The 24,118-nt window shown below is 72.7% G+C and carries 22 protein-coding genes; 14 read left to right on the forward strand and 8 right to left on the reverse strand.

Annotated elements, in window-relative coordinates:
* Positions 1-197 precede the first annotated feature (197 nt).
* The gene (locus tag ACZ45E_RS25215) at positions 198-587 is read right to left on the reverse strand and encodes a winged helix-turn-helix transcriptional regulator (protein ID WP_468224304.1); all 390 of its coding nucleotides are present in this window, start codon (positions 585-587) and stop codon (positions 198-200) included.
* A 91-nt stretch (positions 588-678) separates the two neighbouring features.
* On the opposite strand from ACZ45E_RS25215, the gene ACZ45E_RS25220 reads away from it, so the two are divergent.
* The 5 genes from ACZ45E_RS25220 (at position 679) to ACZ45E_RS25240 (ending at position 4,970) form a co-directional block, all read left to right on the forward strand.
* The gene (locus tag ACZ45E_RS25220; RefSeq protein WP_468224307.1) at positions 679-1,536 is read left to right on the forward strand and encodes an SDR family oxidoreductase; all 858 of its coding nucleotides are present in this window, start codon (positions 679-681) and stop codon (positions 1,534-1,536) included.
* Positions 1,537-1,728: 192 nt separating this feature from the next.
* Complete coding sequence (gene rarD, locus ACZ45E_RS25225) at positions 1,729-2,646, forward strand: EamA family transporter RarD (RefSeq protein WP_468224694.1); 918 nt, start codon at positions 1,729-1,731, stop codon at positions 2,644-2,646.
* Between the two features lie 60 nt (positions 2,647-2,706).
* Positions 2,707-3,156: a VOC family protein gene (locus ACZ45E_RS25230; RefSeq protein WP_468224308.1), complete on the forward strand. Its 450-nt coding sequence runs from the start codon at positions 2,707-2,709 to the stop codon at positions 3,154-3,156.
* Positions 3,157-3,337: 181 nt separating this feature from the next.
* Positions 3,338-4,291 (forward strand): M28 family metallopeptidase, encoded by a 954-nt coding sequence (locus tag ACZ45E_RS25235; protein ID WP_468224310.1) that lies wholly within the window; start codon positions 3,338-3,340, stop codon positions 4,289-4,291.
* 91 nt (positions 4,292-4,382) lie between these two features.
* Positions 4,383-4,970: a flavodoxin family protein gene (locus ACZ45E_RS25240; RefSeq protein ID WP_468224312.1), complete on the forward strand. Its 588-nt coding sequence runs from the start codon at positions 4,383-4,385 to the stop codon at positions 4,968-4,970.
* Positions 4,971-4,983: 13 nt separating this feature from the next.
* On the opposite strand, the gene ACZ45E_RS25245 is transcribed toward ACZ45E_RS25240, so the two are convergent.
* From ACZ45E_RS25245 to ACZ45E_RS25260, 4 genes are all read right to left on the reverse strand, one after another.
* The gene (locus ACZ45E_RS25245; RefSeq protein ID WP_468224315.1) at positions 4,984-5,871 is read right to left on the reverse strand and encodes an ABC transporter permease; all 888 of its coding nucleotides are present in this window, start codon (positions 5,869-5,871) and stop codon (positions 4,984-4,986) included.
* The gene (locus ACZ45E_RS25250) at positions 5,858-6,796 is read right to left on the reverse strand and encodes an ABC transporter ATP-binding protein (protein WP_468224317.1); all 939 of its coding nucleotides are present in this window, start codon (positions 6,794-6,796) and stop codon (positions 5,858-5,860) included. Before ACZ45E_RS25250 ends, ACZ45E_RS25245 begins: the two co-directional genes overlap by 14 nt.
* 221 nt (positions 6,797-7,017) lie before the next feature.
* Complete coding sequence (locus tag ACZ45E_RS25255) at positions 7,018-8,217, reverse strand: LolA family protein (protein ID WP_468224320.1); 1,200 nt, start codon at positions 8,215-8,217, stop codon at positions 7,018-7,020.
* 384 nt (positions 8,218-8,601) lie between these two features.
* On the reverse strand, positions 8,602-9,612 hold the full coding sequence (locus ACZ45E_RS25260; RefSeq protein ID WP_468224322.1) for a polyprenyl synthetase family protein: 1,011 nt from the start codon (positions 9,610-9,612) through the stop codon (positions 8,602-8,604).
* A 215-nt stretch (positions 9,613-9,827) separates the two neighbouring features.
* On the opposite strand from ACZ45E_RS25260, the gene ACZ45E_RS25265 reads away from it, so the two are divergent.
* The gene (locus ACZ45E_RS25265) at positions 9,828-11,351 is read left to right on the forward strand and encodes a peptide MFS transporter (RefSeq protein WP_468224696.1); all 1,524 of its coding nucleotides are present in this window, start codon (positions 9,828-9,830) and stop codon (positions 11,349-11,351) included.
* A gap of 27 nt (positions 11,352-11,378) precedes the next feature.
* Positions 11,379-13,394, forward strand: coding sequence for a CocE/NonD family hydrolase (locus tag ACZ45E_RS25270; RefSeq protein WP_468224324.1), 2,016 nt, complete (start codon positions 11,379-11,381; stop codon positions 13,392-13,394).
* A 101-nt stretch (positions 13,395-13,495) separates the two neighbouring features.
* Here the strand turns inward: ACZ45E_RS25270 and ACZ45E_RS25275 are convergent, their stop codons facing one another.
* The 3 genes from ACZ45E_RS25275 to ACZ45E_RS25285 all read right to left on the reverse strand — a co-directional run bounded on the left by ACZ45E_RS25275 (position 13,496) and on the right by ACZ45E_RS25285 (position 15,431).
* Positions 13,496-14,299 (reverse strand): HAD family hydrolase, encoded by an 804-nt coding sequence (locus ACZ45E_RS25275; RefSeq protein WP_468224327.1) that lies wholly within the window; start codon positions 14,297-14,299, stop codon positions 13,496-13,498.
* A gap of 140 nt (positions 14,300-14,439) precedes the next feature.
* Positions 14,440-14,892, reverse strand: a complete 453-nt coding sequence (locus ACZ45E_RS25280; RefSeq protein WP_468224329.1) for a hypothetical protein — start codon at positions 14,890-14,892, stop codon at positions 14,440-14,442.
* A 50-nt stretch (positions 14,893-14,942) separates the two neighbouring features.
* Positions 14,943-15,431 carry a hypothetical protein gene (locus tag ACZ45E_RS25285; RefSeq protein WP_468224330.1) on the reverse strand — a complete coding sequence of 163 codons (489 nt, stop codon included), beginning with the start codon at positions 15,429-15,431 and terminating at the stop codon, positions 14,943-14,945.
* A 280-nt stretch (positions 15,432-15,711) separates the two neighbouring features.
* On the opposite strand from ACZ45E_RS25285, the gene fahA reads away from it, so the two are divergent.
* From fahA to ACZ45E_RS25320, 7 genes are all read left to right on the forward strand, one after another.
* Positions 15,712-16,953: a fumarylacetoacetase gene (gene fahA, locus ACZ45E_RS25290; protein ID WP_468224333.1), complete on the forward strand. Its 1,242-nt coding sequence runs from the start codon at positions 15,712-15,714 to the stop codon at positions 16,951-16,953.
* Positions 16,954-17,166: 213 nt separating this feature from the next.
* The gene (locus ACZ45E_RS25295; protein WP_468224335.1) at positions 17,167-17,949 is read left to right on the forward strand and encodes a GntR family transcriptional regulator; all 783 of its coding nucleotides are present in this window, start codon (positions 17,167-17,169) and stop codon (positions 17,947-17,949) included.
* Between the two features lie 33 nt (positions 17,950-17,982).
* Positions 17,983-18,210, forward strand: coding sequence for a 4Fe-4S dicluster domain-containing protein (locus ACZ45E_RS25300; protein ID WP_394433300.1), 228 nt, complete (start codon positions 17,983-17,985; stop codon positions 18,208-18,210).
* 15 nt (positions 18,211-18,225) lie between these two features.
* Positions 18,226-19,584 (forward strand): ABC transporter substrate-binding protein, encoded by a 1,359-nt coding sequence (locus tag ACZ45E_RS25305; RefSeq protein WP_468224339.1) that lies wholly within the window; start codon positions 18,226-18,228, stop codon positions 19,582-19,584.
* Complete coding sequence (locus ACZ45E_RS25310) at positions 19,581-20,438, forward strand: ABC transporter permease (RefSeq protein ID WP_468224341.1); 858 nt, start codon at positions 19,581-19,583, stop codon at positions 20,436-20,438. The genes ACZ45E_RS25305 and ACZ45E_RS25310 overlap by 4 nt, the downstream gene beginning before the upstream one ends.
* A 22-nt stretch (positions 20,439-20,460) precedes the next feature.
* Positions 20,461-21,297 carry an ABC transporter ATP-binding protein gene (locus ACZ45E_RS25315; RefSeq protein ID WP_468224343.1) on the forward strand — a complete coding sequence of 279 codons (837 nt, stop codon included), beginning with the start codon at positions 20,461-20,463 and terminating at the stop codon, positions 21,295-21,297.
* 35 nt (positions 21,298-21,332) lie between these two features.
* Positions 21,333-24,035: a fumarate reductase/succinate dehydrogenase flavoprotein subunit gene (locus ACZ45E_RS25320; RefSeq protein ID WP_468224699.1), complete on the forward strand. Its 2,703-nt coding sequence runs from the start codon at positions 21,333-21,335 to the stop codon at positions 24,033-24,035.
* Positions 24,036-24,118: the final 83 nt, after the last annotated feature.

The following is a 24,118-nucleotide window of genomic DNA, read 5'->3' on the forward strand; positions in this document are numbered from 1 at the left end:
ACACCCAGATGGCCGACCAGCTCGACACCGCCATCGAACAACACGGCAAAGGCGACCTCACCGCCCTCCTCACCGGCGGCGACACCTGGACCGTCATCGGCTGAGACGGCCGCACGACACGGCTACGGGGAACGGCAGGGGCAGGGCCCGGACACGACGACACCGCGTCCGGGCCCTGCCCCTGCCGTGCCCCGCCGTCAGGCCCGCGCCTCGTCGTACCCCTGCCGGGCCTCGGTCACCCGGGCCATCCGCCGCTCCGTCCAGTCCGCGAGCGCCCCCACCTGCGCCGCCGCCTCCCGGCCTAGACCGGTGAGCGAGTAGTCGACGCGCGGCGGGATGACCGGCTTGGCGTCGCGGTGCACCAGGCCGTCCCGCTCCAGGGTCTGCAGCGTCTGCGTGAGCATCTTCTCGCTGACCCCGCCGATCTTCCGGCGCAGCTCGCCGAAGCGGAACGACCGCCCCTCCAGGGCGAGCAGCACGAGCACGCCCCACCTGCTCGTGACGTGCTCCAGGAGCTGACGCTCCGGGCAGAGCCCCGCGTCGCCCATCCCCCACTCGCGCACCTTGCCCGCCTTACTTACTTCCATACCAGTACCTTACTTCAAAGTGGGTACTTACGAATCCACAGTGCTAGCTCTACGGTGAGGAAAGAACCGCTCACACAAGGAGATTTCTGCCATGAGCCTCGTCATCACCGGAGCCACCGGGCACCTCGGCCGCCTCGTCGTCGAAGGGCTGCTCGCCGCGGGCGTGCCGGCCGGCGAGATCGCCGCGGTCGTACGCGACAAGGAGAAGGCCGCCGGCCTCGCCGCCCGCGGCGTCGAGCTGCGCATCGCCGACTACAGCGAGCCCGGCACCCTGGCCGGCGCCTTCCGCTCCGGCGACAAGGTGCTGCTGATCTCCGGCAGCGAGGTCGGGCAGCGCGTGGCCCAGCACCAGGCCGTGATCGACGCCGCGAAGGCCGCGGGCGTCGCCTCGCTCGCGTACACCGGCGTGCTGGGCGGGCCCGACGCCGACTTCGCGCTGGCCGACGAGCACAAGGTCACCGAGCAGGCGATCCTCGACTCCGGCCTGACGTACACGTTCCTGCGCAACGGCTGGTACCACGAGAACTACACCGACAACCTGGCCCCCGTCCTGGAGTACGGCGCCGTCCTCGCCTCCGCCGGTGAGGGCCGGGTCGCCTCCGCGTCGCGCGCCGACTACGCCGCGGCCGCCGTCGCCGTCCTGACCGGTGAGGGGCACGAGAACACGGCGTACGAGCTCAGCGGCGATGTCGCCTGGTCGCTCGCGGAGTACGCCGCCGAGGTCGCGAAGCAGTCCGGCAAGGAGATCGTCCACCGGAACGTGACGCCCGAACAGAACCGCGAGGTACTGCTCGGCGCGGGCCTGCCCGCACCCTTCGCCGAGATCCTCGTCGGCGTCGACACCGCCATCGAGCAGGGGCTGCTGGCCCGGCGGAGCGGGGAGCTCGCCCGTCTCATCGGCCGCCCCACGACGCCGCTCGCCGACGCCATCGCCGCGGCTCTGAAGTAGCCGCCCCCGCCGACAGGACCGTATGCCGATACGGGCATGACACGTACCGCCCCGCGGCGCTACCTTGCTTGGTGGCCGCCGCGGGGCTGCCGGGTGTCATGAGGAGGGTCCGTGCGGGACGGGGCGGCAGGAGAACCGGGTCGGGGCGACGAGGGCCGCACAGGGCTCATCAACGGGTTCGCGGCGTACGGGATGTGGGGCCTCGTGCCCCTGTTCTGGCCGCTGCTCAAACCCGCCGGGTCGGTGGAGATCCTCGCCCACCGGATGGCGTGGTCGCTGGTCTTCGTGGGCGTCGCGATGCTCTTCGTACGGAAGTGGGGCTGGGCCAGGGAACTGCTGCGGCAGCCCAGGCGGCTCGGGCTCGTGGCCGTCGGCGCCGCCGTCATCACCGTCAACTGGGGCGTCTACATCTGGTCCGTGAACTCCGGGCACGTGGTGGAGGCGTCACTGGGGTACTTCATCAACCCCCTCGTCTCCATCGCGCTCGGCGTGCTGCTGCTCAAGGAGCGGCTGCGGGCCGCGCAGTGGACGGCCGTCGGGGTCGGGCTGCTCGCCGTGCTCGTGCTGGCCGTCGGGTACGGGCAGCCGCCGTGGATCTCGCTGGTCCTCGCGTTCTCCTTCGGCACGTACGGGCTCGTGAAGAAGAAGGTGAACCTCAGCGGTCTCGAGTCGCTGGCCGCCGAGACCGCCGTCCAGTTCCTGCCCGCCCTCGCGTATCTGGTGTGGCTCGGGGCGCAGGGCCGTTCGACGTTCGCCTCGGAGGGCGCTGGGCACGCGGCGCTCCTCGCCTCGACGGGTCTCGTCACCGCCGTCCCGCTGGTGTGCTTCGGGGCGGCCGCGATCCGGGTGCCGCTGTCGACGCTCGGGCTGCTCCAGTACCTCGCGCCCGTCTTCCAGTTCCTGCTCGGGATCGTGTACTTCCATGAGGAGATGCCGCCGGAGCGGTGGGCCGGGTTCGGGCTGGTGTGGCTGGCGCTCGCCCTGCTGACCTGGGACGCGTTGCGTTCCGCCCGGGCCGGGCGGATCGCGCTGGCCCGGGCGGAGCTCGCCGCAGCCGGAGCGCTCGACGAGGCCGAGGCCGAGTCCGCTCAGCGGGGCTCGGCTGTCTGAACGCGCCGGGCCGGCCGCAGTAGGTCACGGCCGGACCTACTGCGGTTCTATAACTGGGGCATGACCTTTGACTGGAAGCTCGTCGTCGACGCCGCCGATCCGCATGCGCAGGTCGAGTTCTGGGCCGCCGCGCTCGGCTACGAGATCGAGGACAACTCCGCCCTGATCGAGCGGCTCCTCGGCCTCGGCGCCCTGACCGGGACCGAGACCGTCGAACGCTGGGGGCGCCGGGCCTTCCGGGACCTGGTCGCCGCCCGCCACCCCGAGGACCCGGTCGACGGGCAGACCGGGACCGGACTCGGGCGGCGCATCCTGTTCCAGCGCGTACCGGAGGCCAAGTCCGGCAAGAACCGGCTGCACATCGACATCCACGCCGGGGGCGAGCGGCGCGACGCCGAGGCCGCGCGGCTGACCGGCCTCGGCGCGAGCGTGCTGCGGTCCGTGGACGCGCAGGGCGGCCGGTGGCTGGTGCTGGCCGACCCGGAGGGCAACGAGTTCTGCTTGCAGTGACGCGCGGCGGTGATGGATCGCCCCCGGGCCACCCCGGGAGCACCCCGGGAGCACCCCGGGGTGCAAGTGCCCGGTATACGAACAGCGTTGACCGGATTGCGCTCTTGACGGTGCATCAGGGAGCCAGGACCATCGGGCCACCTCAATCCCCGTACCCGCCCAGGAATCAGGAGCCCCCCACATGGCCCTGCACCCCATACGCGTGCGGCTCGCAGCCGCGTCCCTGCTCACCGTCGGCGCCCTCGTCGCCGCCACTCCGGTCGGTGCGACCCCGGCCGGCGCGGCGCCCGACGTCGCCGCCGCGCCCGACATCCCGGTGGCGTCGGTCAAGGCCCACCTCGACCGGTTCCAGTCCATCGCCACCGCCAACGGCGGCAACCGCGCCCACGGCCGGCCCGGCTACAAGGCCTCCCTGGACTACGTGAAGGCGAAGCTGGACGCCGCCGGTTTCACCACCTCCGTCAAGCAGTTCACGTCCGGCGGCCGCACCGGCTACAACCTGATCGCCGACTGGCCCGGCGGCGACACCGGCCAGGTCGTCATGGCCGGCGCCCACCTCGACAGCGTCACGGCCGGGCCCGGCATCAACGACAACGGCTCGGGGTCCGCGGCGATCCTGGAGACCGCGCTCGCCGTCTCCCGCGCCCAGTTCAAGCCCGTCAAGCATCTGCGGTTCGCCTGGTGGGGCGCCGAGGAGCTGGGCCTGGTCGGTTCCCGGAACTACGTCAACTCGCTGGCCACCGGGGACCGTTCGCGGATCGCCGGTTACCTGAACTTCGACATGGTCGGGTCGCCCAACCCCGGCTACTTCGTGTACGACGACGATCCGGCCCTGGAGAAGGTGTTCAAGGACTACTACACCGGCCTGGGCGTCCCCACCGAGATCGAGACCGAGGGCGACGGGCGCTCGGACCACGCCCCCTTCAAGAGCGCCGGCATCCCGGTCGGCGGCCTGTTCAGCGGCGCCGACTACCGCAAGACCGCCGCCCAGGCCCAGAAGTGGGGCGGCACGGCGGGCAAGGCGTTCGACGCCTGCTACCACTCGGCCTGCGACACGGCCACGAACATCAGCACGACCGCGCTCGACCGCAGCAGCGACGCCATCGCCTACGCCCTCTGGGAGCTGGCCGGGTAGACGCACCCCGCTTTCCCGCTTCCCCTTCCGCGACTTACTTGCGTGTGCATATACTGCACACGCAAGTAAGTCGTGACCGCTAGGGGGAGCCATGACCGCCCGCACTTTCCTGTTCCTGCTCGGCAGCAGCCGCGCCGACGGCAACACCGAGATCCTCGCGCGCAAGGCCGCCGAGCAGCTGCCGCCGGACGCCGGGCAGCGCTGGATCGATCTGGCCCGGCACCCGCTGCCCGACTTCGAGGACCTGCGCCACGACAGCGACCACGTGCGCCCGCGCGGGGACAATGCCGCGCTGCTCCTCGACGCCACCCTCGCCGCCACCGACATCGTCATCGCGTCGCCGCTGTACTGGTACTCGGTCTCCGCCTCCACCAAGCGCTACCTCGACCACTGGTCGGGCTGGCTGCGCACCCCGGGCATCGACTTCAAGGCCACCCTCGCCGGGCGCACCCTGTGGGGCGTGACCGCGCTCGCGCACGAGGAGGAGGTCGTCGCGGACCCGCTGGTCGCCACCCTGCGCAACTCGGCCGCGTACATGGGCATGCGCTTCGGCGGCGTACTCCTCGGCAACGGCAGCAAGCCCGGCGACGTACACCAGGACGAGGCGGCGCTGGCCCGCGCCAAGACGTTCTTCGCGCAGGAGGCACCGCTCGCCGCGTTCCCCTACGAGCAGCGGTAGGGCGCGGCGACGGCTACGCGGTGATGTCCTTCGCCGTGAAGCGGGCCCAGGCCGCCGAGCCGAACACCGCCGCGTACAGCGCCTGGAGTTCGAGGTTCTTGGTGAGGTCGTCCCAGTAGACCGGGTCGCGCATCAGGTCGGCGAAGGACAGCCAGTGGTGCGAGAAGAAGTATGGCTGGATCGTGTGCAGTTGAGGGATCTGGTCGAGGATCTGGACGGTGATCAGCAGGCCCACCGTCGTCGCCATCGCCGCGACGCCGCTGTTCGTCAGCGTGGAGACGAACAGCCCGAGGGCCGCGATGCCGATGAGGGACGCCGCCACCATGAGGGCGATGAGGAACGCCCGCCACAGCCCCTCGCCGAAACCGATCCGCGTACCGGAGATGGTGACGACGTCGCCCAGCGGGAAGAGGATCGCGCCCGTGACGAGCGCCGAGACGGCGACGACCACCGTCGCCACCAGGCAGAACGCCATCGTCGTCACGTATTTGACGAGCAGGAGGCGGCTGCGGCCGGCCGGGGCGACCAGGAGGTAGCGCAGCGTCCCGGCGCTCGACTCGCCCGCCACCGCGTCCCCCGCGACGACGCCGACCGACATGGGGAGGAAGAACGGGAGTGTCGCCGCCAGGGCCGTGAAGACCAGGAACAGCCCGTTGTTGGTGATCTGGGCGATGAAGGCCGGCCCGCCGCCGCCCTCGGGGCCTCCCCCGCCGAACGACTGCCCGTCGCTCGTCTCGATCTTCACCGCCACGCCGATCAGGACCGGGACGCCGGTGAGGACCGCGAGCAGCGCGAGCGTGCGCCAGCGGCGGAACGTCGTGGTCAGCTCGTTGCGCAGCAGGCCGAACGTCCACAGCGGACTGACCCGCGGGGCGGTGCGTACCGCCTCAGCCCGCGACATCGAAACCCTCTCCGGTCAGGGCGACGAACGCGTCCTCAAGGGACGCCCGCTCCACGCCGAAGCCGCGCACGCGGACGCCCGCGGTGACCAGTGCCGCGTTCAGTTCGGCCAGCTCCCTCCCGGCGGGCGGTGGTTCGGCCATCACGCGGTCGTCGGCCGTCTCCAGGACCGTGAGGTCCAGCTCCTTGAGCACCCGGACCGCGTCGGCCGGGTCGGGGGTGGTGACGGTCAGCTTCCCCCGGGTGCCCGCCGCCAGTTCGGCGACCGGGCCCTGGGTGATCAGGCGGCCCCTGGCCATCACCGCGGCGTGCGTGCAGACCTGCTCGATCTCGTCGAGGAGGTGGGAGGAGAGGAAGACCGTGGTGCCGTCGGACGCCAGCTCCCGCACGAGGCTTCGGATCTCGCGCATGCCCTGCGGGTCCAGGCCGTTCGTCGGCTCGTCCAGGACCAGGAGGCGGCGCGGCTGGAGCAGCGCCGCGGCCAGGCCCAGGCGCTGCTTCATCCCGAGCGAGTACGCCTTCGCCTTCTTCGCCGCGGCGGCCGTCAGACCCACCCGGTCCAGGGCCTGGGCGACCCGCGCCTTGCGGGTCCGCGGGTCGGCGGCCGGGTCGGCGGAGTCGTAGCGCAGCAGGTTGTCGCGGCCGTTCAGGAAGCCGTACAGGGCCGGGCCCTCGATGAGCGCGCCCACCTGCGGCAGGACGGCGCGGGCGGCGCGGGGCATGGGCCGGCCCAGCACCCGGGCGGTGCCCGCTGTCGGCTCGATCAGGCCCATCAGCATGCGGATGGTGGTGGTCTTGCCCGATCCGTTCGGCCCGAGGAAGCCGAAGACGGCGCCTTCCGGGACGGTCAGACTGAGCCGGTCCACCGCCGGTGGTCCGCCGCGGTACCGCTTGGTGAGCTCCTGGGTCTCGATGACCGGCGTCATGCCCCTCCCCCATCACCTGCCTCGTCCACGAGCGGTGGGGGGGGGGGGGGGGGGGGGGGGGCCCTCCCCCCCCACCCCCCCCCCCCCCCCCCCCCCCCCCCCCCCCCCCCCCCCCCCCCCCCCCTCCCCCCCTCCCCCCCCCCCCCCCCCCCCTTCCCTCGCGCGGGCCGGGGCAACCCCCCCCCCCCCCCCCCCCCCCCCCCCCACCGGCCGCCGTTCCGTCAGCCCGCGTCGGCCGCCTTCACCAGCGCGTCCTTGGTGACCGCTCCCGCGTAGACCTTCCCGTCCCCGGTGATCAGTACGTTCACCAGGCGGGTCGAGTACACGGTGCCGGACCCGAACTTCCCCGTCACCTTGTCGCCGAGGGAGTCGAGGAACTTCTGCGCGTCGCCCGGCATGTCGCGCGACGCGGTGCCGGAGGCGAGGCCCGCGACACCGGAGTCGCCGGGCAGCTTCAGCTCGGCGACCGAGGTCCAGCCCTCGCCGATCACCTTGAGGCCGTCGAGGCTCCCGGCGCCCTTCGGCGCCCGCTTCGCCCGGTCCCTGTCCCGCGCCGGCAGCTCGTCGGCCTCGGTGACCTTGGTGCCCTTCGACGGCTTGAAGTCGAAGGTGGACGCGGCCGGTTCACCGAAGTCGACCTTGGTGAAGCCCGCGTCGACGACGGCCGCGCCGCCGCTCGCCGGGGTCAGCGTGAACTTCAGCGGCGTACCGGTCTTCGCGTCCACGGAGACCGTGATCGCGCCGACCGTCGAACCGGACTGCTTGGGCTTGATCTGCAGCCGGTACGCGTCACGGCCGGCGACCTGCGCCGTGCCGTCGACGGTGTACGACGTCGTGGCGCCGGACGCCTTCAGGATCTCGTCCGTGAGCTGCTTCGGCGTGGCCGGCACCTCGGACGGACGCTTCTTCGCCCGGTCTCCGGACGCGCCCCCGGCGTCCTTCGCGTGGTACGCCTCGTCCGACGCGCTGTCGTACGCCCATACGTCGGCGCCCTTGTGGATCACGCTGTACTCGGACGCGTCGTCCAGGATCGACAGCTTCTGCCGCTCCTGGCCGTCCGCCGCGATCCGCAGCGTGTGCGTACCGGTGGCGAGTTCGGTCAGCTTCGCCTGCGGGTCGGCCGACGAGGAGCCCTTGCCGCCGGTGCCGGGCAGCCCCGAGGCCGCACCGCCCAACGACGGCAGGCCCAGATCCGTGTGGATCTTCACGGTGCCCGACAACTGTTCGGTGTCCGACTTGGCGATCTTCTCGATGAGTTCCCGGGCGGTGATCTTCGGGAGATCCGGGTCGCCCGAGTCGGCGAGCGCCGGGACGAGCCCGATCGTCACCGCGGCCACCCCCACCACGGCCACGGGGACCGCGTACCGGGCCGCCTTGCGGCGCCCGGAGCCCTGGCTGTCTTCGGATTCGTACGGTGCCATGCTGTTGCCCTACCTCCGTGTTCGGCGGCGGCCTACCGTCCTGTGCACACGTCGTCTGTCGATTCGGATGCGCTTCGCGCTCGTCCACCCCAAGCCGCCATTCTCACCCGAATTGGTCAGGAGTGGTGTAACCAATCTGACCGAACCGGCCACCTCGAAGCGTCAGACCGCGGGATCAACTCCGCCTACGCCTACGGGATGACACGGCGGGGCGCCGCGTCCCCCGACCCGTAGGGGTGCCGCCACGAAGGCCGCACCGGCCGGCTCGGGGAGGGTCGCGGCCGGCCGCGACCCGCCGCGGCACGGCGGCGCGGACCGGCGGGGTGGGCGCCCGGACCGAGAGCTCCGGGCCTGTGACCTACGTCACAGTGCAACGACAGGCTCTCAGCCCGCCCGGTGCACCACCGCGTCGCAGAGTTCCACCAGCGCCGCCTTCGCCTCGCACTCCGGGAGCGGGGCCAGCACCCCGCGGGCCTCCTCCGCGTACCGCACGGTGTCGCGGCGGGCCTGCTCCAGGGCGGGGTGGACGCGCAGCCGTTCGATCGCCTCGGCGAGTCGCGCGTCGTCCGCGAGGTCGGAGTCGAGCAGCTCGACCAGGGCCTGGTCGTCGGGGAGGCCGAGCAACCGGGCGCGCTCGCGCAGGCGCAGCACCGGCAGCGTGGGGATGCCCTCGCGCAGGTCGGTGCCGGGGGTCTTGCCGGACTCGTGCGAGTCGGAGGCGATGTCGAGCACGTCGTCGGCGAGCTGGAAGGCGACGCCGAGCCGCTCGCCGTACTGGGTCAGCACGTCCACGACGGTCTCGTCGGCGCCGGACATCATCGCGCCGAACCGGCATGCCACGGCGATCAGCGAGCCGGTCTTGCCGGAGAGCACGTCCAGGTAGTGGTCGACCGGGTCGCGGCCGTCGGCCGGGCCCGCGGTCTCCAGGATCTGGCCGGTGACCAGGCGCTCGAACGCCTCGGCCTGGATGCGGACGGCGTCCGGGCCGAGGTCGGCGAGGATGTGCGAGGCGCGGGCGAAGAGGAAGTCCCCGGTGAGGACCGCGACGGAGTTGTCCCAGCGCTGGTTGGCGCTCTGCACGCCGCGGCGCACGTCGGCCTCGTCCATCACGTCGTCGTGGTAGAGCGTCGCGAGGTGGGTGAGCTCGACGACGACGGCGGAGGGCACGATGCCCGGCGCGTACGGGTCGCCGAACTGGGCGGCGAGCGTCACGAGCAGCGGCCTGAAGCGCTTGCCGCCGGCCCGCACCAGATGCTGGGCGGCCTCCGTGATGAAGGGGACCTCGCTCTTGGTCGCTTCGAGCAGCCCCTCCTCGACAGCCACCAAACCTGCCTGGACATCGGCTTCGAGAGCCTGGTCCCGCACGCTAAGACCGAAAGTCCCGACGACGGTCACGAGAGGTTCTCCTGTCTGCTGACGATCACGACGCTCACATGGCGAACTCGGTCGATCATTCGGTCGTTCATTCGGTCGATCACACAGTTTGTCGATGTGTCGCTGCCATCACTCAAGTCAGCGTATCCGGTCGCGTTTCGATCACAGGTGGCGCCCGCCCGGACAACCCGGACCGGGCGCCTCTCCGGCGCCCCCGGTATGTTCTTGATCAGCCGATACGACCGGGAGTACGCACTTTGTCCCGCATCACGACCGACCCCGACCCCGCGGCCGGACCGCCGCCGGGGGACGACACCGCCTTCTTCGGACAGCCACGCGGCCTGCTCACGCTCTCCGGCCTGGAGGTCTGGGAACGCTTCTCGTTCCTCGGCATGCAGGCCATCCTCGTGCTGTTCTTCGCGGACACCGTCGCACACGGCGGCATGGGCATGGCCGCCGGCACGGCCGCCTCGGTCTCGGCCGCGTACGGCACCCTCGTCTACCTGGTCTCCGTCGGGGGCGGCTGGCTCGCCGACCGGATCCTCGGCTCGTACCGCGCCGTCCTGTGGGGCGGCATCCTCATCGCCTGCGGCCACTACTCGATGGCGGTGCCCACGCCGACGATGACCTGGGTCGGGCTCGGCCTGATCAGCGCCGGTACCGGGCTGCTCAAGCCGAACGTGGCCTCCATGGTCGGCAAGCTCTACCGCACCGACGACCAGCGTCGCGACGCCGGTTTCGCGCTGTACTACATGGGCATCAACATCGGCGCCTTCGCCGGACCGCTGATCACCGGCTGGCTCGGCGACCACAAGGGCTGGCACTGGGGCTTCTCCGCTGCCGCCGTCGGGATGACCCTCGGCCTGATCCAGTACGTCGCCGGGCGGCGCCACCTGGCCGGGCGCAAGCGCACCGCCGAGTTCGCGCTGCCGCCCGAGGGGATGCGCCGGGCGGTGCGCACGATGATCGTCGGCGCTGTCGTGGTGGCGGCCCTCGCCGTGCTCCTGGCCTCGGTCGGCTGGCTCACGATGGACCGTTTCGTCGACTGCCTCACCGTCGTGTCGGTGATCGCCCCGGTCGTGTACTTCACCGTGATGTTCAAGAGCCCGCGCGTCGCGGCCGACGAGCGCGGCCGCCTCCGTCCCTACCTGGTCCTCTTCGTCGCGTCCGTCGCCTTCAACTTCATCCTCTTCCAGGCGTACTCGACGATGATGCTGCTGGCCGCGACGAGCGCCGAGACGAGCCTCTTCGGCTTCCACTTCCCCGCGAGCTGGTACGCCTCCGCGCTCGGCGCCTTCGAGGTCGCCCTGGCGCCCGTGGTGGCGGGCGTGTGGGCCCGGATGGGCCGGCGCCAGCCGCACGCCTCCAACAAGATCGCCTTCGGCGTGATCCTGGGCGGCCTGTCCTTCCTGCTCATGGTCGTGCCGACGGCCGGTCACGGTGACGGCTCGTACCGGATGGCGGTCTGGTGGATCGTCGGCTCGTACCTGCTGCTCGGCCTCGGCGACATCCTCGTGGAGACGTCGGGCATGTCGGCGACGACGAAGCTCGCCCCGCGCGCCTTCGCCAGCCAGACCATGTCGCTCTGGTTCCTCTCCCTCGCCCTCGCGAACGGCATCCAGGCACAGACCGTGAAGCTCTACGGCGAGGTCTCCAACCCCGCCTATTTCGGCGTCAACGGCGCCGTCGCCGTGGCCGTCGGAGTCGCCGTCATCGCCCTGGCGCCGTGGTTGCGCCGCACCATGCACCCCGTTCACTGACGCCACCGACGCCACCGAGGAACTCCCATGAGCACTCCGAGCACTCCCAAGGTCCGGACGACCTTCCCGTACGGAACGGTCCGCGAGGACATCCGCGTACCCCTCTCCGACGGGACGACGCTCTTCGCGCGCGTCTGGCGCCCGGTCACCGAGGAACCCGTCCCGGTCCTCCTCGAATACCTGCCCTACCGGCTCTCCGACTGGACGGCGCCGCGCGACTGGCAGCGCCACCCCTGGTACGCGGGGCACGGCTACGCCTCCGTCCGCGTCGACGTGCGCGGGCACGGCAACTCCGAGGGCATGCCCGGCGACGAGTACGACGCGCAGGAGCTCGCGGACGGCGTCGAGGTCGTGCACTGGCTGGCCGCGCAGCCCTGGTCGAGCGGCAAGGTCGGCATGTTCGGCATCTCCTGGGGCGGTTTCAACTCCCTCCAGATCGCGGCCCTCGCACCTGAGCCGCTCAAGGCGATCGTCACCGTGTGCTCCGCGGACGACCGCTACGACAACGACGTGCACTACATGGGTGGTTCCGTCCTCGCCGTGGACATGCACGCGTGGGCGGCGACGATGCTCGCCTTCGTGTCGCGCCCGCCGGACCCGCTCTTCGTCGGCGACCGCTGGCGCGACATATGGACCGCCCGGCTGGAAGGCGTCGAACCCTTCATCGACACCTGGCTGCGCCACCAGACCCGCGACGAGTACTGGCGGCACGGCAGCGTCTGCGAGGACTACTCGGCGATCAAGGCGGGCGTCCTCGCGGTGGGCGGCTGGCACGACCCGTACCGCGACACCGTGCTCCGCCTCGTGGAGGCGCTCCCCGCCGAACAGGTCCGCGGCATCATCGGGCCGTGGTCGCACCAGTACCCGGACCGCGGCCTGCCGCCGGGCCCGGCGATCGGCTTCCTCCAGGAGACGCTGCGCTGGTGGGACCACTGGCTCAAGGGCGAGGACCGTACGGACGTGATGGCCGAGCCCGCGCTGCGCTCCTGGATCAGCGACTCGCACCCGCCGGCCACGGTCTACCCGGAGCTGCCGGGCCGCTGGGTCGGCGAACCCTCCTGGCCCTCCCCGAACGTCACCCCCGTCTCCTACGCGCTCCAGGGCAGCCCGGTCCTCGTACGCTCCCCGCAGCAGACGGGTCTGGACGCGGGCCGCTTCTTCCCGTTCGGCAACGACGCGGACCTGCCGCCCGACCAGCGGGACGAGGACGCGAAGTCGGCCTGCTTCGAGTTCGAGGTGGACACGGACGTACGGGTACTGGGCCGCCCGCGCGTCACGGCGCGGCTCACCAGCACGGTGCCCCGGGGCCAGATCGTGGCCCGCCTCTGCGACGTCGCGCCGGACGGTTCCTCGACCCTGGTCACCCGCGGCGTCCTCAACCTCGGCTCGCGGCACGGCCGGGCCGCCTCCGTGCCCTGGCTGCCGGGCAGCACCGAGGACGTCACCTTCGAGCTGAACGGCATCGGCCACACCTTCCCCGCCGGACACCGCATCCGCCTCGCGGTCTCCTCGGCGTACTGGCCCTGGATCTGGCCCCAGCCCGGCTCGGCCACCGGCTTCACCCTGACCCCGGTGGGCAGCACCCTCGAACTCCCGGTCCGCTCCGGCGACCTGGGCGCCGGAATCACCTTCGAGGAGCCCGAGCAGTCCGAGCCGCTGGGCGTGGTGTATCCCGCGTCGCTGGACGAGCCGCGCCCCGAGCGGCTGGTCGTACGGGACGTGGCCAAGGGCGAATGGCGCCTCGAGGTCGACCCCCGGTACGGCGGCACGCGGGTGTACCCGGACGGCCTGGAGTTCACCGAGGACGCCGTGGAGACGTACGTCATCCAGGAGGACGACCCGCTCTCCGCCCGCACCCGCTCCGACTGGTCGATCCGCCTGCACCGGCCGGATCTCTCCTGGGACGCGACGGTCCGGACACGGTCCGAGATCTCCTGCACGGAGCAGGAGTTCGTCACATCGAGCGAGGTGGTGTGCCGGGACGGGGACGAGGTGGTGTTCCACCGGACGTGGGAGGAGCGGATTCCGCGGACGGCGGGGTGAGCCGGGGTCCGGCGCCGGGCCGGGCGGGCGAGGCGGGGTGAAGCCCGGTCCCTGTCCCTGTCCCCGGCCCAGGGGTGCGGAAGCGCCGCGTCCGGGGCGGCTCAGCCGAACAGCCGCTCCAGCACCTCAGCCACCCCGTCCTCCTCGTTCGACGACGTCACCTCGTCGGCGACCGCCTTGAGTTCGGGGTGCGCGTTGGCCATCGCCACCCCGCGCGCCGCCCAGCCGAACATCGGAACGTCGTTCGGCATGTCGCCGAAGGCGATCGTGCCGGCGGGGCCCGCGCCGAGCCGGTCGGCGGCCAGTTCGAGGCCCGTCGCCTTGGTCACGCCACGCGGCTGAAGTTCGACGGTGCCGGGGCCGGACATGGTGACGGAGGCGAGGGGGCCGACCGCGGCGCGGGCCACGGTCGCCAACTCGTCGTCGCTCAGGCCGGGGTGGCGCAGCAGGACCTTGCTGATGGGTTTCGCCCACAGGTCGGCGCGGCGGTGCACCTGGACGGCGGGGAGCGTGGGGTGCGGCATGAGGTAGCCGGGCTCGATGAGGGTCGGGCCGTCGACCCCGTCCTGGTCGACGGCCGCGTGGACCTGGCCCACCTCCGCCTCGATCTTCCCGAGCGCCTGCTCGGCCAGCTCCCGGTCGAGGGTGAGTGACCAGAGCAGCCGGTCGTGCGCCCCGTCGTACAACTGCGCGCCCTGCGCGCACACCGCGAGCCCTCCCCCGCCCAGCTCGTCGAGGAGCGGCTTCACCCGGGGCGCGGGGCGTCCGGTCACCACGATGTGCCGGGCCCCCGCCGCGACGGCTGCGGCCAGGGCGGCGCGGGTCCGGGCCGAGACGGTGTCGTCGCCGCGCAGCAGCGTCCCGTCCAGGTCAGTGGCGATGAGGGCATATGCGGGTGCGGCCATGATCCGAAGAATACGGACCGGCCGCCCCGGCGAACCGTCGAGTACCGGCCGCCCTGGCGCGCTCCATCTCTTCGAGCTAAGCGGCGGTCAACCTCAGGCCTCAGGAGGGCAGTTGTAGTACAAGGGGCCGTCGCGGGCGGTCACCGGGTGCCCGCCCGGGACACGTAGGACTCGAAGCAGTACTCGGCCTCGATGATGACGACGAGCCTGTCGAGTGACGGGGACAGGAACATCCAGGGGTCCTCGACCGCGGCGCGCAGCCGCGCCGCCCAGCCCGCCGCGGGAAGGTCGCACTCCAGCCAGGGGCGCAGGCCCACATGACTGGCCACGTAGAGCTTCCCGGTCATGCCGTGCGCGCTGAGCTGGGCTTCGATCCACGCGTCGAGTTCCTCCTGCGGGGTGTCGTCGGAGAGGAGTTCGTCCGGCTCCGTGCCCGTCGACCGGGACCGGTCGATCGCCCCGCGGACCCACCCCGGCTCCCCGCCGGGCGGCAGGGCGTGTCCGGTGCCCAGGTCGCCCAGTTCCGCCTCCATGACCTCCAGGGCCACCTGGTCCCGGCGCTCACGGAGCTTCTGTCGCAGCTTGCTCTCCATCGCGTCGCTCCTGTTCCTGCCCCGGGTCCCGCCGGGGGTTCGGCGGCACCTCACCCGTGCGCGGCCGCCAGGTGCCGCGCCGACCGCGGTGACGCCAACTCCGTGCCGCACCCGAACCGCGTCACCGGCCCGTACGACGATCCGCCGAGCATGCCCGTGAAGTACAGCCCCGGGACGGACGAGACGTGGCCGGCGGCGAGCCGCGGTGCCTCCCGGCCGACCGCGGTCCGCGTGCGGAGGCCGTCACCCGGGAAGGGCGTCGCCGCCAGGTCCACGCGGTATTCCGTCCCCGCGATCACCTGGTCCGCGGACAGCTCCTGGCAGCCGCCCGCGTGCGTGCGGACGATGAGGACGGGGGTACCGCCCTCCGCCACCGAGGCCCCTTCGACCGCGGCGACGTCCCGCACCGCCACCTTTCCCTCGAACCGCTCGCGCAACCACCGCGCGCCCAGCGGACCCGGCATCCGCTTGACGAGGAAGTGCCTTGCGCGCGGGAGCAGTTGGCGGTAACGGCGCGGGGAGCGCGTGAGCGCGTACACGGACCGGGCCCGGCCGGAGGGGGTCTGCCGCGGAGGCCGGGGCGAGTGTGCGGGTGGTGGCGCGGGCCGGGTGCGGTTCGGGGCGCCGTCGTGGGACCGGCCGAGGTTCCGCCCCGAGCGCCGCCGCCTCCAGGGCGGACCGGCCCGCATCGACGCCACGCCGGAACCGACCACTCCATCAACGGGTCATTCGGACATTGCGAACTCTTCAGGCACTGCCCGAACCCCCCTTCCCCCACGTAACGTGAACCGCACTCGACGGAAAGAGAGGCAGGTAGGCATGGCCGGCACTCCCGAGCACACCCCGCTCGACCTCCCCGAAGGCGACCCCTTCGGCCCGCACAACCTTCCCTACGGAGTCTTCTCCACGGCCCCCGGCGGCGAGCGCCGCGTCGGGGTCCGCCTCGGCGACCACGTCCTCGACGCGGGCGCCGCCGCCGCGGCCCTCGGCTCCCCCTACGTCTCGCTCCTGGCCAGGCCCAGCCTCAACACCCTGCTGGCGGCGGGCCGTACGGCCTGGTCCGACGTGCGCCGCGCGCTCACCGCCTGGGTGACGGTGCCCGCCCACCGCGCCACCGTCCTGCCCTTCCTCCACCCGCTCTCCTCGGTCACGCTGCACCTCCCCTTCGAGGTCGCGGACTACGTCGACTTCTACGCCTCCGAGAACCACGCCTCGAACCTCGGCCGCCTCTTCCGCCCCGACGAGGAGCCGCTGAAGCCCAACTGGAAGCATCTGCCGGTCGGTTATCACGGCCGGTCCGGCACGGTCGTGGTCTCCGGGACCGACGTCGTACGCCCGTCGGGGCAGCGCAAGGGCCCGGCCGACCCGGCCCCCGTCTTCGGGCCCTCGGTCCGCCTCGACATCGAGACGGAGGTCGGCTACGTGGTCGGGACGCCCTCCGCGCAGGGCACCGCCGTGCCGCTCTCCTCCTACCGCGACCACGTCTTCGGACTCTGCCTCCTCAACGACTGGTCGGCGCGCGACATCCAGTCCTGGGAGACCGTGCCGCTCGGCCCGCACCTCGGCAAGTCCTTCGCGACGTCGGTCTCCGCGTGGATCACGCCGCTCGACGCCCTGGACGCGGCGCGCGTGGCCGCGCCCGCGCGCACGGTCCCGCTGCTCCCCTACCTGGACGACGCCGATCCGTCCCTGGACCCGGCCGGCTACGACCTGCGCATCACCGTCTCCCTCAACGGCCACGTCATCTCCGAACCCCCCTTCTCCGGCATGTACTGGACCGGCGCCCAGATGCTGGCCCACATGACGGTCAACGGCGCCTCGCTGCGCACCGGCGACCTCTACGGCTCCGGCACCATCAGCGGCACCGAGGAGAACGAGCGCGGCTCGCTCATCGAGATGACCTGGAACGGGCAGCGCCCCCTCGAACTCCCCGACGGCAAGCGGGGTTTCCTGGAGGACGGCGACGAAGTGACCCTCTCGGCCTGGGCCCCGGGCCCGGACGGCACCCGGGTGGGCCTCGGCGACGTCACAGGCAGGATCGTGGCGGCGCCGCCCCTCTAAGGGCGCGGGGAACGGCGCGAGCAACCACGCTCCGGGCCGCACCCGCACACGACCCCAGTACCCCGACGGCGCGCAGGCGCCAGGTGGCGCGGGTGGCAGATCGCCCCCACCCGCGCCCCATCGCCGCAGGTCACCGGCGAACCGCCGGAGGCACCCGGTGGCGCAACACAACAGCAACACCACCCCGCCCCACCCCCGGCTATCGTCCGTCCCATGCCCGCCGCAGACCGCGTACGAGACGCCACCGGAGCCGGGGCGACCACCGTCGCCGCCCGGCGCCGGCGGCTGCGCGCGGACCAGGCCCGACAACTCGCCGACCTCCTGCGGTACCAGATCCTCGCGGGCCGCTTCCCGGCCGGGGTGCTCCCCCACGAGGAGAGCATCGGCGCCGACTACCGCGCCTCGCGCAACACCGTCCGCCAGGCGCTCGGCCTGCTCTGCGCCGAGGGCCTCGTGGCCCGGCAGCCGGGCGTCGGCACGACCGTCCGCGCCCAGAAGTACCCGCACGGCCTCGACCGGCTGATGGGCCTCGCGGAGACCCTGCACGAACACGGCCACGTCACCAACGAGGTCCGCACCGCCGGCCCCGTCTCCGCGCCCGCCCCGGTCGCCGAACGCCTCGGCCTGCCGCCGGGCGCCGACGTCCTCTACGTGGAACGGCTGCGCCGCCTCGGGGGCCTGCCGCTCTCCCTCGACCTGACCTATGTCCCCCTCGACATCGGCCTCCACCTCCTCGACGCCGACCTGGAGAACACGGACGTCTTCCGGCTCCTGGAATCCATCACCGGGCAGCCGCTGGGACATGCCGACATCACCCTTGAGGCCGTCACCGCCGACGCGCACTCCGCCACCGTCCTGCAGGCACCGCGCGGCGCCGCCCTGTTGATGCTGGAGCGCCTGACGCACCTGGCCGACGGGCGCCCCGTCGACCTGGAGTTCATCCGCTTCCGCGGCGACCGCATCACGATGAGCGGCCAGCTGCGCCGCTCCCTCTAGAACGCTTTTGCTCGCACCTTCCTGGAGACAGCCATGCCTTTGGCGCCCCAGCGGGCCGACGTGCCCGTGACCATCGACGAGTCGAAGTGCATCGACGGCTGCACCCTGTGCGTCGACATGTGTCCACTCGACTCCCTCGCCATCCACGAGGACAGCGGCAAGGCCTACATGCACGTCGACGAGTGCTGGTACTGCGGCCCGTGCGCGGCCCGCTGTCCCACCGGAGCCGTCACGGTCAACATGCCCTATCTGCTCCGGTGAGAGGCCCGAACCCGTATGAAACGCCCCGTAGTCGCGGTGCTCGCGCTCGCCCTGATCACCCCCCTCGCCGCCTGCGGCGGTTCCGCGTCGGCGGGTGACGACTCGACGGTCACCGTGACCGTCGGCTACCAGTCCAAGACCATCAACACCGTCACGGCCGGTACGTTGCTGCGCTCCCTCGGCGCGTTCGAACGCGAGCTGCGGACGCTCGGCGCGAAGAACGGCACCACGTACAAGGTGAAGTGGGAGGACTACGCGACCGGCGCCCCGATCACCGCGCAGATGGCCGCCGGGAAGACCGACATCGGCTCGATGGGCGACTTCCCTCTCCTGCTCAACGCGGCCCGCGGCAAGCAGTTGGGCCGGCCGACGAAGCTGGTCTCGGTCACCGGGTACAACCTGCGCGGCGGCCTCAACACCGTCGTCACGGCGCCCGACTCGACCCTGACGAACCTCACCGACCTGCGCGGCAAGAAGGTGTCGACCAGCATCGGATCGGCCGCCGACGGCACCCTCGTACGCGCCCTGCGACGCGCGGGTCTCGACCCCGACAAGGACATCCGCAAGCTCAACCAGCAGCCCGCCGTGGGTGCTTCTGCCCTGTCGGCGGGGAGTGCGGACGCCCTGTCCCAGTTCGTGGCGTGGCCGGGCCTGCTCGCGTACCAGGGCAAGGCGAAAGCGCTGTACGACGGCGCCGAGCTGAACCTGCCGACGTTCCACGGCGTCACCGCGCGCGAGGACTTCGCCAAGAAGCGGCCCGCCGTCCTGGAGGCGTTCCTTCGGGCGCAGCAGGACGCCACGGACTACCTGAACGAGCATCCGGTGCCCGCGGCCCAGAAGGTCGCGAAGGCGACCGGCCTCCCGGCGGAGGTCGTCCTCCTCTACAACGGCGCTCAAGGCATCGCCACCTTCGACCCGACCCTCAAGCCGCGCCTCGTCGCCGCCCTGAAGAAGGACGTGCCGGTCCTGAAGGCGGCGAAACTGGTGGGCGACGTCGACGTCGACTCCTTCGTCGACGACCAGTACGTACGCCGCGCCCTCGGCTCCGCCGCGTACGACAAGCTGCTCCCCGCCACCGCACCGCGACCGCGCCCGGAGGTGTGGACGAAGGGCGCCTCCACGACGCGCTCCTTCGACTCCCCGACGCAGCTGCTGCGCCACGTGTCCACGCACCCGAAGTCCGTCCGGGCCGCCTACGTGCCGGACACCCGCACCGGCACCCTCTGGTTCGCCGACCGGGCCGTGTGGGTCGCGGACGGCTCCGCCCTGAAGCCGTTCGTCTCCGAGGCGGGCGCACGGACGTACGTGTCCGCTCATGCCGGTGCCTCCGTGCTCGACTCGTACGCGGACGCCCTGCGACGGGCGGCGTCATGAGGCGGCGCGAACAGCACCCGGGACCCGGGCAGCGCGCACGGTACCGGCGGTACGCGCTGCGCCTCGCCTCCCTCGCCGCCTTCCTCGCCCTGTGGCAGTCGCTGACCGCGCGGGACGTCGATCTGTGGCTGCGCTTCTCGCAGTTCCCCACCGTCACCGATGTCGCCGGGGCCTTCGGGGACCGGCTCGGCACCGGCGCCTACTGGCAGGACGTGACCGACAGCCTGGAGCGGATCGCGACGGGGTTCGTGCTCGCCTCCGTCGCGGGCATCGGCCTGGGCACCGCCGTGGCCCGCTCGCGGCTGGCCGAGGACCTGCTCGGGCCGCTGCTCGAAGTGGTCCGGCCGATCCCGGCGATCGCGCTCGTACCCGTGGCGATCCTGCTCTTTCCGAGCAACGAGCAGGGCATCGTCTTCATCACCTGCGTCGCCGCGTTCTTCCCCGTCCTCGTCGCCACGCGGCACGCCGTGCGGGCCCTGACGCCCGTATGGGAGGAAGCCGTGCGGACCATGGGCGGCGGGCGGTGGCGGGTACTGCGCTCGGTGGTGCTGCCGGGCGCGCTGCCCGGCATCCTGGGCGGCCTCTCCGTCGGGGTCGGCGTCTCGTGGATCTGTGTCATCTCGGCCGAGATGATCTCCGGCGAGTACGGCGTCGGCTACCGCACCTGGCAGGAGTACACGGTCCTCGACTACCCCGGCGTGTTCGTCGGGATGGTGACCATCGGCGTCCTGGGCTGGGCCACCTCCACCGCCGTCGAGGTGGCCGGCCGGCGCCTGACCCGCTGGCTGCCGCGCCGCGCGGTCGCCGGCGGACGCGGGAAGGAGCCGGTGAACCATGCGCCGCGGATCGTCTGAACCCGGGAAGGAACGAGCCGGAGTGCAGCGTGTCGGAGCGCAACGCGTCGGAGCGCACCACTCAGAAGCGCACCACGCCGGAGTGCACCGCGCCGCACCGGAGGGCGCCCACATCGTCCTGCGCGATGCCTCCCTCGGCCGGCCCGGCGCGGCCGTGCTCGACGGCGTGTCGGTGGACGTGTCACCGGGGCAGGTACTGACCGTCGTCGGCCCCTCGGGCTGCGGCAAGTCGACGCTGCTGCGCACCCTCGCCGGACTCCTCGCCCCGCTCGCCGGAGCGGTCACGGTGGACGGCACCCCCGTGCGCGGGCCCGGCGCCGAACGGGCCCTCGTCTTCCAGGAGGACGCCCTGCTGCCCTGGCGGGACCTGCGCGCCAACGTCGAACTGCCCCTCGCCATCGCCGGATCGCCCCGCGCGGAACGCCGAGCCCGCGCCGCGCACTGGCTGACCCGCGTCGGACTCGACGGCCTGGAACGCCGCCTCCCGCACCAGGTGTCCGGCGGGCAGCGCCAGCGCGTCCAGCTCGCCCGGGCCCTGGCGGGCGCGCCCCGCGCCGTCCTCATGGACGAACCGTTCGGCGCGCTCGACGCACGGACCAGGGCCGGGATGCAGGACCTCCTCGTCGACGTGTGGCGGGACACCGGCGCGAGCGTCGTCTTCGTCACGCACGACGTCGACGAGGCCCTCTTCCTCGGCGACCGCGTCGCCCTGCTCGACGCGGGCCGCCTCACCGCCGTCCACGACGTACCCCGTCCCCGGCTGCGCGCCGCCCGCGACGACCCGGCCACGACGGAACTGCGCCGCTCGGTGCTGGCCGCGCTCGGCGCGCACACCCTCCAGGAAGCCCCGCTCTCGTGACCGCTCTTGTGAAAGGCCCCGCCGTGGACAGCCCCCTGGAGATCCCCGCACTCGCCGACGCCGAAGAGCTGTCCTGCGACGTCCTCGTGATCGGCGGCGGCACCGCGGGCACCATGGCCGCGCTGACCGCCGCCGAGCAGGGCGCGCGCGTGCTGCTCCTGGAGAAGGCGCACGTCCGGCACTCCGGTGCCCTGGCCATGGGCATGGACGGCGTCAACAACGCCGTGATCCCCGGCCGGGCCGAACCCGACGACTACGTAGCCGAGATCACCCGTGCCAACGACGGCATCGTGGACCAGTCCACCGTCCGGCAGACCGCGACCCGCGGCTTCGACATGGTGCGGCGCCTGGAGTCGTACGGCGTGAAGTTCGAGAAGGACGAGCACGGCGAGTACGCGGTCCGCCAGGTGCACCGCTCCGGTTCCTACGTGCTGCCCATGCCGGAGGGCAAGGACGTCAAGAAGGTCCTGTACCGGCAGTTGCGGCGGCGCGAGATGCGCGAGCGCATCCGCATCGAGAACCGGGTCATGCCGGTCCGGGTCCTCACCGCCGGCGGCCGCGCGGTCGGCGCGGCCGGTTTCAACACCCGCACCGGGCGGTTCGTCTCGGTCCGCGCGGGCGCCGTGATCCTCGCGACGGGCGCCTGCGGCCGCCTCGGCCTGCCCGCCAGCGGCTACCTCTACGGCACCTATGAGAACCCCACCAACGCCGGGGACGGCTACGCCATGGCGTACCACGCGGGCGCCGCCCTCACCGGCATCGAGTGCTTCCAGATCAACCCGCTGATCAAGGACTACAACGGCCCGGCCTGCGCCTACGTCGCGAACCCCTTCGGCGGCTACCAGGTCAACCGGCACGGCGAACGGTTCGTCGACTCCGACTACTGGTCGGGGCAGATGATGGCGGAGTTCGCCGCCGAGGTGGCCTCCGACCGCGGCCCGGTCTACCTGAAGCTGAGCCACCTCCCCGAGGAGTCCGTCGCCGCCCTCGAAGGGATCCTGCACACCACCGAACGCCCCACCCGCTCCACCTTCCACGCCGGCCGGGGGCACGACTACCGCACCCACGACATCGAGATGCACATCTCCGAGATCGGCCTGTGCGGCGGCCACTCCGCCTCCGGGGTCCGCGTCGACGACCACGCCCGCACCACCGTGCCCCGCCTCTACGCCGCCGGTGACCTGGCCTGCGTCCCGCACAACTACATGATCGGCGCGTTCGTCTTCGGCGACCTCGCGGGCCTCGACGCCGCCCAGCACCCCTGCTACGAGGGCGAGTTGCCGCCGGACCAACTGCGCGCCGCGCACGAGCTGATCTACCGCCCGCTGCGCCACCCGGACGGCCCGCCGCAGCCCCAGGTCGAGTACAAACTGCGCCGCTTCGTGAACGACTACGTGGCGCCGCCCAAGTCCGGCGCGCGGCTCTCCCTCGCCGTCGAGCACTTCGAACGGATGCGGGCCGACATCGCCACCATGGGCGCCCGCACCCCGCACGAACTGATGCGCTGCGCCGAGGTGTCGTTCATCCGCGACTGCGCCGAGATGGCGGCCCGCTCCTCGCTGGCCCGCACCGAATCGCGCTGGGGCCTCTACCACGAGCGCACCGACCATCCGGCGCGCGACGACGCCCGGTGGTTCCACCATCTCGACCTCCGCAAGTCCCCCGCGGGCGCCATGGAGTTCACGGCGCGCCCTGTCGATCCCTACGTCGTCCCCGTGGACGGATTCACCCCGACCGGCGGCCCGTCCCGCCACCTCGGCGAGGTCCACCCGCTCCAGGTCGCCACGGCGGGCGCCCGGGAACTGGCCCCGGCCGGCTCCGCCACCACCACCCGCACCGCGGAGGGCTCACCCGGCGTGGCCGCCCCCGCCACCCGCTCGCCCCGCATCCTCGAACTGAACGCCCTCGCCGAACGCGACCCCGAACTCGCCGACCTCACCCCCTACTTGACCGACCCCGACCCCACCGTGCGCAGGGCCGCCCTCGCGACCCTCACCGAGACCGCGCCGCCCGGCACTGGTCCCGCCCTCGCCGCCGCCCTCGGCGACGAGGCGCCCGAGGTACGGGCCGCCGTCTGCGCCTCCCTGCGCGAACTCGTCGAAGTCCTGCCGCCCGAACCCGAGTTGGGCCGGGCCCTGCTCGACGCGCTCGGCCACGGCGACCCGCGGGTGCGGGCCACCGCCCTGGACACGCTGCGCGCCCTGCGCCTCGGCCGCGCCGCCGCCTACCCGCCCCTGCTCGGCGACCCGGACATCGAGGTCCGTATCGCCGCGGTGCGGGCCCTGGTCTCCGTCGACGCCCTGGACGTGCTGGCCTCGGCCGTCGGCGACCCGGCCCGCGAGGTACGCGTCGCCGTGGCCCGCGGTCTGGCCGACCCCGACGCCCTGGCCCCGCTCCTCGCCGACCCGGACGCCCTGGTCCGCGCGGCGGCCTTCACCACCTTGGGCGGCACGGGGTGCCCGCCCCGGTACGAGGCGTCGGCCACCGCGGCCCTCGGCGATCCGGCCTGGCAGGTACGCGCGGGCGCGGCCACGGCGCTCGGCGGCGCCACCGGCTCCGGACCCGCGATCGAGGCCCTCGCCGGGGCGCTGACCGACGCCAACGCGGACGTCCGCAAGGCCGCCGTCCTCGCCCTGCGCCGCCACGCGCCCACCACGCCTCGCGCCCGCGCGGCCCTGGCGACGGCGGCCGAGGACTCGGACGCGGATGTCAGGGCGTACGCGACCCGCACGGTCTGAGCCGTACGCGGCTCGCGTGGCCGGTGCGGCGTGCCGGGCGTCGTGCGGGGCGCCCACCCGGAGCGGCGTGCGGGGTCCGCGCC

It is taken from the genome of Streptomyces sp. NPDC030991, assembly GCF_055571235.1.